Below are 16660 nucleotides of genomic sequence, written 5' to 3'. Positions count from 1 at the left end.
TCCTTCTATACTGTGCTCAGGAATACTGCAACTCGGCTAAACTCTGCTCATCTCAACTCTACTCAGCTCATAAAACACTAAATACTGTTTTTAATATACATGATTCCATGTTCGTTGGCAACCTTATAAAACTAAAATTTTCTAAGAACCTGACGCCGCCAAATCTGGACGTAAACTCTTCGCTTCATTCAAATACACATGCTTCATCTCACGCTGGCTCTTATTTGTATTCACCTGAATGAGAAACCTAATGCACATCGGCAAGCTGCCTTTGACCGGAATTTCTGTCGAACACATAAGGGGAACCAGCTCCCATCCCTTCAACACCCGAATGGCGCGAGCTGGAAAAGTTGCATCCAAATCAGCCGTCACCGTTATCCATACACTGCAAATGTCCTCTGGCTCGATTTCATTTCGAGCGACGATATCTTTCAGGAGAACAGCCGTTTCCTGCAAAATTTCTGTCTCATCATTGCGGGTGACCGTCGTAGCTCCACGAATACCTCGATTATACATGCTGCCCTTCCCCCTTCAATTCAGTGATCACTCTACGCACTTCATCCAACGTCATGTCGGATACGATTTCTACCTCTCCAATACGGACAGGCAATACAAAGACGATTTTGTTTTCTTTAAACTTCTTATCATGCAGCATCGCCGAAATGATATCCTCGTCGTTCAGATGTCCTGGAATCGTTGTCGGCAAGCCGAATTTGCGCAGCAAGGCCGTCGTTTCCCAGTAAATGGAACGATCTCTGCCCCGGTTCACAGCAAGCAGGGCCGAAGCAGCCATACCGATGGAAATGGCCTCGCCATGCAAGAATTCGCCATATCCGCCGATAGCTTCAAGCGCATGGCCAATCGTATGGCCCAGGTTAAGGATCGCCCGGAGCCCCTGCTCCGTTTCGTCGGAGGAAACCACCTTCGCTTTAATGGAGCAGCCCTCTGTCAGCCCATAAGTGAGAGCTTCGCGATCAAGCGCCAGCAGTTGCTCCGCATTATCCCGGCACCAATCGGCGAATTTTTCGTCCCAGATCAAGCCATGCTTGATCATTTCGGACAGACCGGATCGAACATCTCTTTCCGGCAAAGTCTTCAGCGTATCTACGTCATAGAGCACCATCGTGGGCTGATGGAATGCGCCAATCATATTTTTGGCTAAACGATGATTGACAGCCACTTTCCCCCCTACACTGCTGTCATGCGCCAAGATCGTCGTCGGCATCTGCACAAAGTGTACTCCGCGCATGAACGATGCCGCTACAAAGCCCGCCAGGTCGCCAACAACTCCGCCTCCTAAGGCTACTACGGTCGACTTACGGTCGAGACCGCCTTCAATGGCCGCAGTCATTACCTCTTCGAAGACATCAAGCGATTTAGATTTCTCACCGGCTTTGACGACGGAGCTGACGGTGCGATATCCGCTAGCCTGCAGCGAGCTCTCCACGACATGCAAATATTTCGGGGCGATATTCTCATCGGAAACGATCAGTACTGGACTTTTCGTTGTCAATTCGTGCTGCTTGAAATAATCCCCGGACTTATGCAGCAAACCTTCGCCAATATAAATGGGATATGAACGATCCCCCAAATCTACCATTAACGTTCTCATTAATAACTCTCCAACTGTTTTTTGTAATTTTGCACATTGCGTTCAATCTCTTCAATCGAGTCGCCGCCGAACTTTTCAAGGAACGCCTTGGCAATTTCCCAAGCGACGACATTCTCAAGAACGACGCTCGCCGCCGGAACCGCACAGGCGTCAGAGCGTTCAACCTGAGCCGTAAACGGCTCTTTCGTATCGATATCGACGCTTTGCAGCGGTTTATATAACGTTGGAATCGGCTTCATTACGCCTCGAACGACGACAGGCATGCCATTCGTCATCCCGCCCTCAAAGCCGCCAAGCCGATTGCTGGCACGGTAGTATCCAAGCTCAGAATTGTACAGGATTTCATCATGGACTTGAGATCCAGGCAGTCTGCCCGCTTCAAAACCGATGCCGATTTCCACCCCTTTGAAAGCATTAATCGACATGACAGCCTGAGCGATTCTGCCATCCAGCTTGCGATCGTATTGAACATGGCTGCCAAGTCCAACAGGCACTCCTTCAACGATACATTCGACGATTCCGCCGATGGAATCCCCTTCGGCTTTGATCTGATCAATGTAAGCCTCCATCCGCTTCTCAATCTCCGGGTCAGCGACGCGGACGGACGATTCCTCCGTCACGCGAATCAATTCGTCGATCGGCAGGTTGTGTGCCGGCGCTTCAATCTCGCCGATCCGGATGACTTGGCCGGCGACCTTGATTCCGAAATGTCCTAGCAGCTGCTTGGCTACCGCACCGCAAGCGACACGAATTGCCGTCTCACGCGCGCTGGAGCGCTCCAGGACGTTACGCAAATCCTTATGGCTGTATTTAAGGCCACCGTTCAAATCCGCATGGCCAGGACGAGGACGGTGTACCCGCCGCTTCTCTTCATCCGTGCCTTCGATCGGCTCAATATTCATTATGTTCTTCCAGTGCTTCCAGTCATTATTCTCCACGACGAGGGCTATCGGCGCACCTGTCGTATAACCATGGCGTACCCCGCCGACGATTTGGGCGGTATCCTTCTCGATCTGCATCCGCCGACCTCTTCCGTACCCCTTCTGGCGTCGGGCAAGTTCAAAATTAAGCGCATCGAAATCCAAATCGAGATTGCTCGGCATGCCTTCAATAATCGCCGTAAGCTGAGGGCCATGCGTCTCTCCCGCTGTCAAATACCGCAAACTCATGATGCGTTCCCCCTTTAAACTTCTAAACAGTAAAGAGCTAAAATCCGAACATATCTTTGCTAATTATAGTATACGTTCTTTCCTTTTGACAAGGAAGCCTTTACAGAGCGGCCATCATTCAGCAGTCATCTATGGCTATTAAAAACGCACCGTAGTTACTGTCCTCACAGTAACTACGGTGCGCCTGGATCATATCTACTGGACTAGCTTGAAGCCGGACGGTTGTTTGCCGAAGCCGTGACAATCCGCAACGAATCAGCCTGCAAGTCCAGCAGTCCGTTTAACTGGCCGCGTTCCACGCCAAGCACTTGCGCGCATTCCTGTGGCGTCAGGAACCCTCTCCGATAAGCGTCGATCACTTTTCTCTTATCCATGACTAACCCTCCACGACATTGGATATTCCAAGTATCGGGCAAGACTTCCACGAATATACATCAATCTTTCTTGCGGTAGAAAAAAGTTTCCGAAGCCTCCAAGCCATAATTTCCGGGAGAGAATATTTGTTCCGTGCTGCCTACGAACAATATGCCGCCCGGACGAAGCGCCTTGGCAAATCGATGGTAAAGCTGCTGCTTCGCTTCTTCCGTGAAATAGATCATGACGTTGCGGCATACGATAAGATCAAAACCCTCTTCAAACTCATCGAGCAGCATATTTTGCTTCTTGAATGTAACCGCCTTCTTCAGCTTGCCGTCAAAACGATACATCATACCTTCCGGTGTAAAATACCGCTTGGCCACATCGGGCGGAACATCCTTAAGCGATCGCTCCAGATATAATCCTTCTGCCGCCTTACCAAGTGCACCGTCATCAATATCGGTAGCCAGCAAATATGTATTCTGCAGAAGACCGTGATCATTCAGGATCATAGCCAGCGTATACGGTTCTTCTCCAGTCGAACAAGCAGCGCTCCACACCCGAAGCCTTGATTTTCCAGCCGCAAGCTCGGGTAGGACAACATCTCTCAGCGTCTCCCAGCGATTCGGATTTCGCCAAAACTCGGATACGTTGATCGTCATTTTGTCCAGGAATTCGTAGAATAGAGCCTTATCTGTCGTCATTGCGGAGTAAAATGTTGAAAAGGATGAATATCCGTTCTTATTTCGAAGCGTAGTTAAGCGCCGTTTCATCTGAGCCTCTTTGTACTTCGCTAAATCAATTCCTGTAAGCTTTTTGATATTGCTGATAAAGCCAATATAGTCCGGATCGGGGGCACCTTCCTGATTCAAGCGAACCGGATCGGAAGTCAAATCTCTCATATCCATGGATCTATGCTTCTGGAGTAGTTAAGTATTTCGTGAGGCTCAAAAAAATTGGCGATTTCCCGTTCTGCGCTCTCCAAACCGTCAGAACCATGAATAAGGTTAAATGGCGTATGTGCGGCGAAGTCTCCGCGAATCGTACCCGGTAGAGCATCCGTAACCTGAGTTTTACCGATCACCATCCGAGATAAGGTAACAACATCATCCCCCTGCCATACCATTGCGAACACCGGACCCGATGTAATAAAGCGTACAAGGCTTTCAAAGAAAGGCTTACCTTCATGCTCGGCATAATGACGCTTGGCCTGCTCTTCCGTGACATGCACGAGCTTGCCCGCAATCAACTTCAATCCTTTGTCTTCAAAGCGGCTAATGATTCTTCCCACCAAACCGCGCTGAACTCCATCTGGCTTGACCATTAAAAATGTCCGTTCCATGGTTAACCTCCCATAATGTTGTCACATTGACTACTTCGACTAATTATTCCATCCATTTAAGCTGGAACTACAGCGTATTTTACCAGAAAAAAGGTAATGTGGGTACCACAAAAATTAACATGCTAATGGCGGCTTCTTCCCTAGTATGAACGTTTATTAACAAATAGAGCGATCTCTTTCAAATGAGTTCTCGCTTTGCTCTCTGGAAGCTGATCCAGAGCTGCCAATGCTTTATCGGTAAAAGTCTCTGCCAGCTGCTCTGCTCGCGCTATGCCCGGGCCAGACTTGATAATACTTATCGCTTCGGAACTATGATTACCGCCATCTCCACTGCGTATCCCGTCAATCGCCTCAAGCAGAGGTTTCCTCAGCTCTGGATACTCAAGCGTATAAATCACCGGAATTGTTATATTCCCTTGACGCATATCGCTGCCCGGCGGCTTGCCGATACTCTTCTCCGTGCCGCACAGGTCGAGAAGATCATCGCGAATCTGAAAGGCCATGCCGATATTGTAGCCATATCGATACAAGAGCGAGCTGATTTGAGGAGAGGCTCCCGCGACCACCGCGCCGAGTTGGCAGCTAATCGCGATCAGCAGAGCAGTCTTGCGGCGAATCCGCAATAAATAATGGCGGACGGATTGCTCCGTATTGAAAAAATCCCGAATCTGCTCCATTTCGCCGATCGACATTTGCACCAGTGCTTTGGACAAAATTTGATGTACCTCCGGGTTGGGCAACTGAGTGGCCAGCATTAATGCTTTGGCATAAATATAGTCCCCCGTATACATTGCAATTTTATTGTCCCACTTCGCCTTTACCGTCGGCTTGCCTCGCCGCGTTCCCGCATCATCGATCACATCATCGTGAACGAGCGAAGCCGAGTGGATCAGTTCAAGCGGCACGGCCACATACTGCAGCCGATTTAAATCATATGTGCCGAATTTACCACCCAGCAGCACGAAAATCGGGCGCAATCGCTTGCCTCCCGCCTTCAGTAGATGAAGCGAGGTATCCTTCAGCAATTGCTCATCGCCTTCGATGCTCCGGTACAACTGCCGTTCGATGAAGTCCATATCTTTCTTCAATGTACCGAAAATATCCATTAGTTTCATTCTTTCACCCGTATCAACGTATTGTCACTCCATATATTCATTCTTACCTCGTTCTCCAGAAGTCCCAGCTCCCGAGCATAAGAGAAGTATAATGCTAATCCATTCTGCTGCTCATCGTTAAAATCATAACATAGATTGTTAAAATAATGGCGCCAATATTGGGGTGTCCCGCCGATGATCCGGCATGCCTGCTCCACTAACGGGCTTAAATCGTTCAAGCTCCGGCGCTTGCTTTCTTCAAAGGCCGAGCAAATGCGCGATAGTAAAACCGAGCTCTCCTCGGCGAATGACTTCTGCACGGCCCATACCGCAAAGGTCATTCCGTAACCTGTCCATCTCTTCCAGACTTCCCCTAAATCCGTCACGATATAATCATGATTCCGCCATGAAGCCTCTATCGCATGGTCGCCGATCAAGAGTGCCGCATCGCTGTTCTCCATCATAACATCCAGGTTCGGCGCGCTGTCCCAGTACGACGGTTTCCCGCCATAAGCCTTCTCCATAATAATCTTAAGCAGGTTAACAGAGGTCGCGGAGGTGTTGGTCAGTGCGATGACGCCACTGCCAATCTCCTCCGGTGGCTTCCGAGAAAATAAGAGAATCGAATTCACGGGGCCGTCCGAGCTTACGGATAGCCCAGGCAACAGCAAGAGACGTTCCCAGCCGAGTCCGAAAGCAAACGAGGAGACCGGTGCGATGTCAAGCAACCCACTGAGCATTCCCCGGTTCAGCACCGAGGGTACTTCAGTGACCAGGCGAGGACTGCCGGGCAGACTATCCGGATTAAAATAATGAAATACGGGCCAAACGTTGCTATATTTTATCCGTCCAATCAATACGTCGTCATTGTCCCTGCTCTTCACTTTGCTCCCCCCATCTGGTAAACAGATTATGTTCAATTCTTAGGCTGTCGAGTACTTTACCTACCAAGAAAGAGACCAGGTCATCGATATTCTGCGGACTGAAATAAAAGGCCGGCATGGCTGGTACGATCCGTACTCCAAGCCTGGCCAGCTTCAGCATGTTCTCCAAATGGATCGCATGCAGCGGGGTTTCGCGTGGGACAAGGACGAGCGGGCGCCCTTCCTTAAGCATCACGTCCGCTGCGCGGGTGAGCAGATTGTCCGATGTCCCGTGGGCGATCCCCGACAAGGTACCCATGGAGCACGGCATGACGATCATACTATCGACTAAATAAGAACCGCTGGCAATCGAAGCGCCGATATCAGCGATAGGGTGATAGACATACTGCCCCGCAAAATCGGCAAAGTGCTCGCGAAGCACGGCTTCGCGATCTGAAGTATTCCAGCCCAGCTCCTCTTTGATGACTCTCCAGCCTGCATTCGTAATGACCAGATGCACCGTATAACCCAGCTGCAGCAAGGATTGAATTAATTTCACTCCGTAAATCGAGCCGCTGGCACCCGTAATCCCTACAACAATTCCTTTGCGTTTTCCTTCGCTGCTCGTCATCAAGTATGACGCACCACCAAGTCTATCAAGGTAAACGAAAATACCACAATGCTAAGTACGCCATTCATCAGAAAGAAGGAGGTCTGCAAGCGGCTAAGGTCACCTGGCGATACGATATAATGCTCATAGAATAAAATTAGATAAGCGATTATCATTCCAGCGATATACCACCAGCCCAGATCGCTAAGCAGCAGTAGAGCGATAAATCCAATAGCGGTCACGACGTGGAAGGCTTGGGCTATTTTCAATGAAGCCGCAATCCCAAATCGCACTGGGATGGAGTAGAGCCCTTCCTTCTTATCGAACTCCATATCCTGGCAAGCGTATACGATATCGAAACCAGCAACCCAAAAAGTCACGGTAGCAAACAGAATCATCGCCGTAAGATCCACCTTGCCCGTCACGGCGACCCAGCCGCCGAGCGGAGCCAACGCGATCGTCAAGCCGAGCACGACATGGCAGAGCCAGGTAAAACGCTTAGTGTATGAGTACAGAACAAGCATCAGGACGGCAATCGGCAGCAGCTTCATCGCCAAGGGATCTAGCTCGGCCGCAGCCCAGAACAGCAGGGCAAATGATAGGATGATAAACACGATGACTTCACCGATCTTCAGCAGCCCGGCCGGTATTGCTCGGTTTGCTGTGCGGGGGTTCTTCTTATCGCTCACCCTGTCAATGAGACGGTTCAGCCCCATGGCCGCGCTTCTGGCACCAAACATCGCCAACAGCACCCAGCCGATCTGCCCCCAGGACGGAAGCGCCTGGTGAATCATCACCGAGCCGAGCAGTGAGCCCATGAAGGCAAAGGGCAGAGCGAATACAGTATGTTCGAACTTAATCATTTGCAAAAAAACAACAGCTTTTCTAAGCATAAGGCGTCTCCTTCGTTCCGATATGTAAGGCGGCGATTCCACCCGTTAAAGGATACGCTTCGACCTTCTGAAGTCCAGTCTCCCGAAATATTTGCGCCAGCTCAGCCCTTCCTGGGAACGCGGAGAGCGAATCGGGAAGCCATTTATACTGCTCATAGCGTTTGGCGAACAGCTTGCCGAGCAGCGGCAGCACTTTCTCGAAATAAAAATAATAGAGGCCTTTAAACGGCTGCCAGGTAGGCTTGGACAATTCCAGACAGACAACCATGCCCCCAGGCTTTACAACCCGCCGCATTTCGCGGAGCACCTGATACAAGTCGGGCACATTGCGAAGACCGAAGCCAATAGTGGCATAATCAAATGTATTATCTTCAAAAGGAAGCGCCATCGCATTCCCTTGAACCAGCGCAATGCGCTCCCCCAGCCCGCGCATATTCACCTTGTTCCGACCGAATTGCAGCATATTCTCGCTGAAATCCAGGCCGGTAATTTGCCCTCCGCTGGCTTCCGCCATGCTGATCGTCCAATCGCAAGTTCCGCAGCAAAGATCTATCGCTGTATCCCCGGACGACATCTTCATCTTGTTCATCGTAAACTTGCGCCAGGCTTTATGCCGTCTAAAGCTCAGGATATCATTCATCATGTCATACTTAGGAGCGATGCTCTCGAATACCGAATGGACAAACTGCTCCTTCGGCCCAGAAGTAGAATTATTCATAATTGTCAATCACCTTACCCTTCCTGCATCGCACGTCGCTGCATGGCCAGCGCAGCACGAAATGGTTCGACAATGGCGGTCAACTCGGACTGCTCTTTATCGCCCTTCAATTCGTGTACCAGCGCCTGCACCCGCTCAACGGATTGGTGAAGCTTGTGAGCAAGCTGCTCATTCACATCGTATTTTGCGAGAAGCGAAGACCATTCACGCTTATCTATTTTACGACGCGATAGGACTTCCTTGTCTTCTACGGTTCCCGTCTCCATAATACGCAAATAGGCATAGCCTTGGCGTTCTTCCGGCAGCATGCCGCTCGCCTTCATCTCGCCCAGTACGACCTCGCAGCGACTGAGCTCAACCAGCAGCAATCTCCACAGGTTTTGCAACGACTTGTCCAGCAAGTGGGAGAAGGACTGGAACAATCCCATTTTGATATGCGTGCATTCCTTCAAATACTCCTCCGTAGACAGCAGCTTCTTCAGTCGGTTATACAGTCCAACCTTCAGCCGATTTACTTCACAAATCGCTGAGCTCATGGAAGACACCAGTTCAATCTGTCCCGCCTTCGCCAGCAATTCATAGAACAGGCTGCTGAAATAGTCGCCCGCCAGTACCTTCAGCTGGCGGGATCGCATGCTCCGTTCTGCTTTGCAAGTAGAATCCACATCGATCATATCATGGGTATCGAGTCCAAGCTGAACAAGAAACGCCGCTAAGGCCGATGTCTCATGCGCCCCTATTTTGCCGTTGTCACGAAGATTTAAAAACATATAAAGCAAACGAACACGGGCAACCGGATATTCCGGAAGCGCCGTGTGGTTGGTAATCATGTCGTATCCGACATATTTATGTGCCATTTCAGTTATGCGATAAGGTTTCATCCTCTGCCTCCGAGCCGCTAATACTGACAATCTCTGCATAATTTCAGAAGAAATTCATGGAGATGTCACAATCCTGTCTATTATAGCATATGTTATTTCGCCGCGCACAAGATGCGGCGCTTATTTCGCAATAAAATATTAGCTTGCAGCCATGCACGAATTACTTATGGATCATCGTCTTCCACAGATTCGTTTCCGTGACTCTGAACCAGCTTTTCATTTCATGGCTTAATTCGCGATCGCCCCAGGCTCGCAGCTCCTCCAGCGCATCGGTCGGCCACTCTCCCCTGCGGACATCCGCGGCTAGCAGCAGATACTTATTTCCGAGCCACCGATCCTCTGCAATGAACCTCACCAGCAACCGCTGAATGTTGCTCGTGTTCTGAAAAGAACGGTCAACGGCCTGCGCCAGACCTTGGTATAGCCATTCGGCATTGCCTGCTCCCTCAGTCACTTTGAAGTCAATCGCTAGAATACTTCCGCTCAGTTCGACTTTATCGACGGGAACATACAGCTCCCAGGCGATGAGCTCATCGACAAGGTTATCATTCTTCAGCACGGAAGGCTGCCCATGCTTCTCCGATAAAGCGGCATGGACAGGCCGCACTTCGCCCACTTTTCCGGTAAGCCAGGATAAAGCGGTCAGCAAAGCAATGCAACCCAGTGAAATGAACAGTGTTTGTACAATAATGGTTCGCTTCATGAGGCATTCTCCCTTGGTTTATGACCTGGTATTATTATGCCCATTACCTCTATACCCCATTGTACAATTAAAAAAAGCAGGCTATGCCTGCAAAATCAAAATCATTCTTCCGTATCGATTCTGCCGTGCTTGGTCATTACGACAGCTTTACCTCTAATTTTCACCGCCGACGTGTGGTCGGTAAATTGGGCGATGAGCACCTCACCCTTGTCCAGCTTCTCCGTATGATGGAAACGCGTGTCCTTGCCGCGGGTAAGCCCGATGACCTGAACACCCTGCTCCTTCGCTTTGACGACGAAATAATCTCCGTTATTTACGTTTCGCTCGTCACCGCTTCCGGCATTCTGATTGTGCTGATCCATCCTGTGCCTTCCTCCCATCGGATAAATGACCTCTACATTCTTTTTTTCTAAAAGAAAAGGCCGTGAACGATAGCCCACGGACTTTTATATCAGAGAAGATATGTAGAAATCTTTATTTAATTCCGTCTTTGAGAGCTTTACCTGGTTTGAATGCAGGAATTTTGCTCGCAGGGATTTCGATTTCCTCTCCTGTTTGCGGGTTACGTCCTTTACGGGCGGAACGTTCGCGAACTTCAAAGTTGCCAAAACCAACCAGTTGAACTTTGTCACCGTTTTGCAGCGCTGTGGAGATCGCTTCAAATACAGCATCAACTGCCTTAGTTGCATCTTTCTTGGAAAGCTCGGTGCTTTCAGCAACTTGGTTTACCAAATCGGATTTATTCATTAAAATTCACCTCCCCATAGAAAATTACATCACTGATATTCTGTGTTTCCGTTTTACCGCAGAATATACGTTATACTACATTATTACTGGAATTTTGCCCAGTAAAAAGTTCATTTACCGAGACAAGCAACATCGCGGAACAAACTTATAGTAATACAGCCCATCTATAATTTCAAGTTTTTTAAGTTCTAGATCGATTTAATACGTAAAAAGTGATCGATAATGCCAGCACCAGCACCGAGCCCTTTACGATGTCATGCGCAAAATATTGCACGTTCATCATCGTCAGTCCATTGACAAGCACGCCGATGAGCACGGAGCCGATAAAGGTGCCGATAATGTTCGGCTTGCCTGCACCGAAGACGGAGAAGCCAACAAAAGTTGCAGCGACGGCCTCCATCAATAAAGGGGCACCGGCATCGATTTGCCCGGAGCCCACCCGGGAAGCGAAGAGCAAGCCGCCGATGGCTGCAAAGACGCCGGACGCCATATAGGCGAACATCCGCACTTTTTTCACCTTGATCCCGGACAGTCTTGCCGCCTCTTCATTACCGCCCGTAATATAGATTTGCCGTCCATACTTCGTCCGGGTCAGAAACAGGTGCACTATAGCAACGAAGAAGATTAGGAGAATAACACTGATCGGAATGCCAAGTACCTCTCCTTGACCCAATAGCAGGAATGTTTTATCCATTTTCCCCGCAGCTTTACTGCCGTCCGGGAACTGCATATTGTTATAAATCGTGTATCCTTGGGCATAAGTCTTCTGGATTCCTGCTACAATATACATCATCGCCAATGTTGCCAGCAAATCCGGAATTCTCATTTTGATAATCAAAAAAGCATTAAGCAAACCGATTAGCGCACCGATCAATAGTGGAAAAATAATAACGACATAGAGCGGCATCTGATACCAAATCATCAGCGATGCCGAGACAACGGTGGTCAGCGAAACCGTCGAGCCGACGGATAAGTCGAAGCCATCCACTGCCAGCGACAGCGTAACGCCGATTGCCACAAAAGTGACAATTGCGATCGAATTCAAAATATCGCTAAGATTGCTATAAGTAAAAAAATAAGGCAGCTTGATCGAAAAAAAAGCGATGACTGCCAGCACAACCGTTATCGTTCCATAACGGAACGTTACATTCATCAATCTGTCTTTCACAATTTTTCCTCCTGTCCGCCGCTTGCATAATACAAAATCTTCTCCAAAGTTGCCTCGCTGCGCGGCAGCACGGCTGCAATACTGCCATCGTACAATATGGCGATGACGTCCCCGATACCCAACCCCTCATCCAATTCGCTAGTCAAGTACAGCACCCCTTTGCCTGCGGCAGCCAATTGCCCAATAATACGGAAAATATCGCTTTTCGCCCCGATATCCACCCCTTTGGTCGGTTCATCGAACAGGAATATATCCGCCTCTTTCTCCAGCCACTTGCCAATTGCCACCTTTTGCTGGTTTCCGCCGCTTAAATATTTTACTGGCAGCTTCGATGAAGCCGTCTTAATGCCCAATGAGGCTATTGTACGCTCAGCCAGCCCCCGCTCCCGGCGACCGGAAATAAAGCTGAATTTGCTGATGCGGTCGAGCAGCGGCAGGCTGATATTGCGCTCCACAGACTCCTGGATGACGATTCCCTGCTTGCGCCGTTCTTCGGGTACGCTGACAATGCCTCCTTGAATCGCGTCAGCCGGCTGCTTAAACCGCATGCGCCTGCCGTGCACATAAATTTCGCCGCCATCCGGCCGTTCCGCGCCCGCGAGCATTCTGGCGATTTCGGTCTTTCCGGCGCCAACCAGCCCGACGACCGCCACGATTTGTCCGCTGCGCACTGTAAGGTCGACGCCTTTGACCTTCCGTCCCTGCCGCAGTCCGTTAACGTTCAATATGACTTCGCCGATCTTCGCCGGGATTTTGGGGAACTCTTCGGCAAATGTCTTGCCCAGCATTTGTGCGACAAGCCCCTCCATACTTAATGCCTCTACCGTGCCGGAGTGCACCTTCCTCCCATCCCGCATCACGGTGACATAATCGGCATGCTCCATCACTTCAGGCAACCGGTGGGTAATAAAGACGCATGCTGTCCCCCGATGCTTGAGCTCACTCAAAATACGGAAAAAGGTATCCGCCTCCGATCCGCTCAGCGGAGCCGTTGGCTCGTCAAAGATAATGACCTTCGCTTCTTGTCTGACGATCCGCGCCAGCAGCACCATCTGCTTCTCCGCGATGCTTAAGTCGGCAACCTTCTTCTTGACTGGAATGTTCACTTGCAGCGATGCAAGGATTTGCTCCGCCTCCCTGACCTGGCGTTTTGGGCTTAGCCATGCCCTGCCATCCGCAGCTCCGATCACGTCCAGCATGACGTTCTCGGCGACCGTCAGCTGAGGAACAAGACTTGCATCTACTTCCTGATAGACGCAGTGGATGCCGCGTTTCTTAGCATCTGCAGGCGATTTATGCCTAACGGCCTGCCCCTCTAGCAGCATCGTGCCTTCATCGTATTCATAAGCTCCGGATACGATCTTCATTAATGTGCTTTTGCCGGCCCCATTGGCCCCAAGCAGCGCATGTACCTCCCCGCTCCTTAAGCTGAAATCCACGCCGTGAAGGGCGGGAACGCCGGCAAACGACTTCGTGATCCTCGTCATTTCCAGCACATATTGTTGTTCAGTCGTTTTTTTTGCTAATGCCACTTAACAGCACTCCCTACTTAAAAAGCGCGCCTCTCGGCGCGCTCTTCGCATTTTACAGCCTCCGGCTCCTTATTCTACGCCATACTCTTTCATCCACTCTTCAATGCCTTGTTTGGAGCCTCCCCAGCCCTCTACATACTCGGATAGATCATCCGTGGATACCTGCTGATCAGGCAGCGCATCCCGCGTGACAAGCACGGCCTGAAGAACCACTTTGTCCTCGGTCTCATCGCCATGCAGTTTCTGGTAAGCATATCTGACCTGCACACGGCCGATATCCTTTGGATCTACAGCTGCGGAAGCTACCCACGGGCTCTCCGGGTCTTGAATGATTTGCAAATCCTCGTCGCTTAAATCAATACCGTATACTTTAATCTCATCACGTCCGGCGAGTTGAATCGCTCTGGCCGCTCCTTTGGCGAACTCGTCCCAAGCGGCCCATACCGCCGTAATTTCGCCTTTCGGATATCTCTTCAAAATGGCTTCCATTTGTGTCTGCGAATCAAGAGCTGGATTGGAAGCCGTTCCAAAGCTGGCGATTTCCTTCATCTCCGGGTTATCTTCTAAAAACTTCTTGTATTCCACGTCTCTGCGTTCCATTGGTGCAAACCCGGCTACCCAGACCTTGACGATATTTCCTTTGCCTCCCGAATCCTGCTTCAGTTGCTCCAGGGACAATGCCGCCATGCTTTGATCGTCCTGAGACAATACAGTTACACCGGGCACTTCAACCAGCGCATCGAATACGACAACCGCAATCCCCTTCTCAACTGCTTTCTTGATGCCAGGCTCTAAAAACTCTGCCGCACCATGATCCGTCAAAATTATGTCAAAATTTTGATTAACCGCAGATTCAAGCAGTGAGGACATTTTCGCTTTATCATTTTCCGCTACGAAGGTAGTCAGCTCCCCGCCAAACTTCTTCACTTCTTCCGTCACGCCCTGCACATACTGCTGCGAGAACGTCCCTGTATTGAACTCCATAATCAGCGCTACCTTCTTGCCTGCAAGCTCTTTACCGCTAACGTCTACAGCCTCATTGCCTTGCTCCGCCACTGATGCCGACTCCGTTGCCGGAGCTGCCGCAGGCTCCTTCTTAATTCCGCAGGCGCTAACAACGAGCACCAGCAATAGAATAAGCGCCGTTGCCCAGCTTTTTTGCCAAAATGTGATTTTATTCATTGTTTCTCCCCCTTGATATGTATCTATAAAATTCATTATAGAATAATATATAACTTAATCCCAAGTATGTAAATCGGTTTTTACTATTTTATAAAAATAAAAAACCGCACACAGCCATTTCAGCTTGGTGCACGGTTGGGAATTAGTATTCTTTTATAAAATTATGGCAATAAGTCCGCCCGAGCCCTCGTTGATAATCCGTCCCAGCGTCTCCTGTAATTTATAGCGGGCATTATCTGGCATCATGGCGATTTTACCCTGGATTCCTTCTCTAACGATGGAGTGCAGGGAGCGGCCAAAAATATCGGATTCCCAAATTTTGATCGGGTCATTCTCAAAGTCCTGCATTAAGTAGCGAACCAGTTCCTCACTTTGCTTCTCTGTGCCGATGATCGGAGCGAATTCAGACTCCACGTCCACCCGGATCATATGAATCGACGGAGCCGTCGCTTTGAGGCGAACCCCAAACCTGGAGCCTTGGCGGATCAGCTCCGGCTCATCCAGCGCCATTTCCGCGAGGGATGGAGCGGCGATTCCATAGCCGGTTGTCTTGACCATCTCCAGCGCTTCCGCAAAGCGGTCATATTCCTTCTTCGCATGCGTGAACTCCTGCATCAGCTGCAGCAAATGATCCTTGCCTCTGATTTCAACGCCGACGACCTCCATCAGGATTTGATCATACAGTTCATCCGGCGCGTATAAATCAATTTCCGCTACGCCTTGCCCCATATTCAGGCCGCTGAGTCCGGCTCGGTCGATGAACTCATACTCCAGGAAATTGCTCACAACCCGGTCGACGTCGCGAAGGCGCCGGATATCTTTTACCGTATCACGGACCGAATTCTCGTAATTGCTGCGCAGCCAGTGATTCTCATTCAGCACCATGACCCAGCTCGGTAGATTCACATTGACTTCATGTACCGGGAATTCATACAACACTTCCCGCAGGACGCCGGTCACGTCCTCCTCCGTCATCGAGGCTGCGCTTAAAGCGATCACTGGAATGTCATATTTAACGGACAATTCTCCGCGAAGCTGCTGCACTTCCTCGCTCGTCGGTCGCGTTGAATTAATGACTAGGACAAACGGCTTGCCGACTTCCTTCAACTCAGCAATGACGCGCTCTTCGGATTCCACGTAGGAATAGCGCGGAATGTCCGCGATCGTGCCGTCCGTGGTCACCACAACGCCTAACGTCGAATGCTCTTGAATGACCTTGCGCGTACCGATCTCCGCTGCTTCCTGAAAAGGAATCGGCTCCTCGAACCACGGGGTAGAGATCATGCGCGGGCCATTCTCGTCCTCATAGCCTTTAGCTCCTTCGACGGCATAGCCAACACAATCAACGAGCCGTACATTCACTTCCAGTCCTTCTGCTACTTTGATTTGCACGGCATTATTTGGCACAAATTTCGGCTCGGTCGTCATGATTGTTTTGCCGGCTGCGCTTTGCGGAAGTTCATCCACTGCACGGATCCGATCCGCTTCGCTGGAAATGTTCGGAAGAACAACGGTTTCCATGAAGCGTTTAATAAAGGTCGATTTTCCGGTACGGACGGCTCCGACCACACCAAGATAGATATCTCCTCCGGTGCGTTCGGCAATGTCCTTGTAAATGTCCACTTTCTCCAATACCAATGATATCCCCTCCTCAAAATTCGCCGAAGGAAAAATGCTTTGAGAGCATCCGCTTCGCTATTTACAACAACTCGTACATTCATTTGGACTAGTAACATCATATGTAGCAAATGCACTATTATGACGGATTATACCGTCCGAGCCTACTTTT

At 49.9% G+C, this 16660-nt stretch carries 19 protein-coding genes; all 19 read right to left on the bottom strand.

Annotation, left to right across the window (positions count from 1 at the left end; all coding sequences use genetic code 11):
- Window positions 1-141 precede the first annotated feature (141 nt).
- Window positions 142-516, bottom strand: coding sequence for a chorismate mutase (aroH, locus tag CZ379_RS15810; protein WP_110932498.1), 375 nt, complete (start codon window positions 514-516; stop codon window positions 142-144).
- Window positions 509-1612, bottom strand: a complete 1104-nt coding sequence (gene aroB, locus CZ379_RS15805; protein ID WP_110932497.1) for a 3-dehydroquinate synthase — start codon at window positions 1610-1612, stop codon at window positions 509-511. The genes aroH and aroB overlap by 8 nt, the downstream gene beginning before the upstream one ends.
- Window positions 1612-2781 carry a chorismate synthase gene (gene aroC, locus CZ379_RS15800; protein ID WP_110932496.1) on the bottom strand — a complete coding sequence of 390 codons (1170 nt, stop codon included), beginning with the start codon at window positions 2779-2781 and terminating at the stop codon, window positions 1612-1614. Before aroC ends, aroB begins: the two co-directional genes overlap by 1 nt.
- Before the next feature lie 203 nt (window positions 2782-2984).
- On the bottom strand, window positions 2985-3155 hold the full coding sequence (locus CZ379_RS26250; RefSeq protein ID WP_199925629.1) for a hypothetical protein: 171 nt from the start codon (window positions 3153-3155) through the stop codon (window positions 2985-2987).
- A 60-nt stretch (window positions 3156-3215) separates the two neighbouring features.
- Window positions 3216-4046: a CheR family methyltransferase gene (locus tag CZ379_RS15795; RefSeq protein ID WP_110932495.1), complete on the bottom strand. Its 831-nt coding sequence runs from the start codon at window positions 4044-4046 to the stop codon at window positions 3216-3218.
- A complete protein-coding gene (ndk, locus tag CZ379_RS15790) occupies window positions 4037-4480 on the bottom strand; it encodes a nucleoside-diphosphate kinase (protein WP_110932494.1) in 444 nt (147 codons plus the stop codon). The genes CZ379_RS15795 and ndk overlap by 10 nt, the downstream gene beginning before the upstream one ends.
- A gap of 140 nt (window positions 4481-4620) precedes the next feature.
- Window positions 4621-5595: a polyprenyl synthetase family protein gene (locus CZ379_RS15785; RefSeq protein ID WP_110932493.1), complete on the bottom strand. Its 975-nt coding sequence runs from the start codon at window positions 5593-5595 to the stop codon at window positions 4621-4623.
- A complete protein-coding gene (locus CZ379_RS15780; protein ID WP_110932492.1) occupies window positions 5592-6458 on the bottom strand; it encodes a menaquinone biosynthetic enzyme MqnA/MqnD family protein in 867 nt (288 codons plus the stop codon). The genes CZ379_RS15785 and CZ379_RS15780 overlap by 4 nt, the downstream gene beginning before the upstream one ends.
- Window positions 6439-7068 carry a UbiX family flavin prenyltransferase gene (locus CZ379_RS15775; RefSeq protein WP_110932491.1) on the bottom strand — a complete coding sequence of 210 codons (630 nt, stop codon included), beginning with the start codon at window positions 7066-7068 and terminating at the stop codon, window positions 6439-6441. The genes CZ379_RS15780 and CZ379_RS15775 overlap by 20 nt, the downstream gene beginning before the upstream one ends.
- The gene (locus CZ379_RS15770; protein ID WP_110932490.1) at window positions 7068-7940 is read right to left on the bottom strand and encodes a UbiA-like polyprenyltransferase; all 873 of its coding nucleotides are present in this window, start codon (window positions 7938-7940) and stop codon (window positions 7068-7070) included. The genes CZ379_RS15775 and CZ379_RS15770 overlap by 1 nt, the downstream gene beginning before the upstream one ends.
- Entirely contained in the window at window positions 7933-8658 is a 726-nt protein-coding gene (locus tag CZ379_RS15765) for a demethylmenaquinone methyltransferase (RefSeq protein ID WP_110932489.1), read from the bottom strand. The genes CZ379_RS15770 and CZ379_RS15765 overlap by 8 nt, the downstream gene beginning before the upstream one ends.
- A gap of 14 nt (window positions 8659-8672) precedes the next feature.
- The gene (locus CZ379_RS15760) at window positions 8673-9539 is read right to left on the bottom strand and encodes a heptaprenyl diphosphate synthase component 1 (RefSeq protein WP_110932488.1); all 867 of its coding nucleotides are present in this window, start codon (window positions 9537-9539) and stop codon (window positions 8673-8675) included.
- A gap of 160 nt (window positions 9540-9699) precedes the next feature.
- Window positions 9700-10242 (bottom strand): hypothetical protein, encoded by a 543-nt coding sequence (locus CZ379_RS15755; RefSeq protein WP_110932487.1) that lies wholly within the window; start codon window positions 10240-10242, stop codon window positions 9700-9702.
- Window positions 10243-10343: 101 nt separating this feature from the next.
- Complete coding sequence (gene mtrB / locus CZ379_RS15750; protein ID WP_110932486.1) at window positions 10344-10604, bottom strand: trp RNA-binding attenuation protein MtrB; 261 nt, start codon at window positions 10602-10604, stop codon at window positions 10344-10346.
- Window positions 10605-10716: 112 nt separating this feature from the next.
- On the bottom strand, window positions 10717-10989 hold the full coding sequence (locus CZ379_RS15745) for an HU family DNA-binding protein (protein WP_110932485.1): 273 nt from the start codon (window positions 10987-10989) through the stop codon (window positions 10717-10719).
- Between the two features lie 181 nt (window positions 10990-11170).
- Entirely contained in the window at window positions 11171-12142 is a 972-nt protein-coding gene (locus CZ379_RS15740; protein WP_407668704.1) for an ABC transporter permease, read from the bottom strand.
- Window positions 12143-12153: 11 nt separating this feature from the next.
- The gene (locus tag CZ379_RS15735; protein ID WP_110934408.1) at window positions 12154-13644 is read right to left on the bottom strand and encodes a sugar ABC transporter ATP-binding protein; all 1491 of its coding nucleotides are present in this window, start codon (window positions 13642-13644) and stop codon (window positions 12154-12156) included.
- 114 nt (window positions 13645-13758) lie between these two features.
- Window positions 13759-14871 carry a sugar ABC transporter substrate-binding protein gene (locus CZ379_RS15730; protein ID WP_110932483.1) on the bottom strand — a complete coding sequence of 371 codons (1113 nt, stop codon included), beginning with the start codon at window positions 14869-14871 and terminating at the stop codon, window positions 13759-13761.
- Between the two features lie 153 nt (window positions 14872-15024).
- Window positions 15025-16503: a stage IV sporulation protein A gene (gene spoIVA / locus CZ379_RS15725; protein ID WP_110934407.1), complete on the bottom strand. Its 1479-nt coding sequence runs from the start codon at window positions 16501-16503 to the stop codon at window positions 15025-15027.
- Between the last annotated feature and the right edge of the window lie 157 nt (window positions 16504-16660).

This window comes from Paenibacillus bouchesdurhonensis, from assembly GCF_900155685.1.
Taxonomy (GTDB): domain Bacteria; phylum Bacillota; class Bacilli; order Paenibacillales; family Paenibacillaceae; genus Fontibacillus; species Fontibacillus bouchesdurhonensis.
Note: the sequence above shows the minus strand (reverse complement) of the source record. Positions and strands in the feature narration are given on the sequence as shown.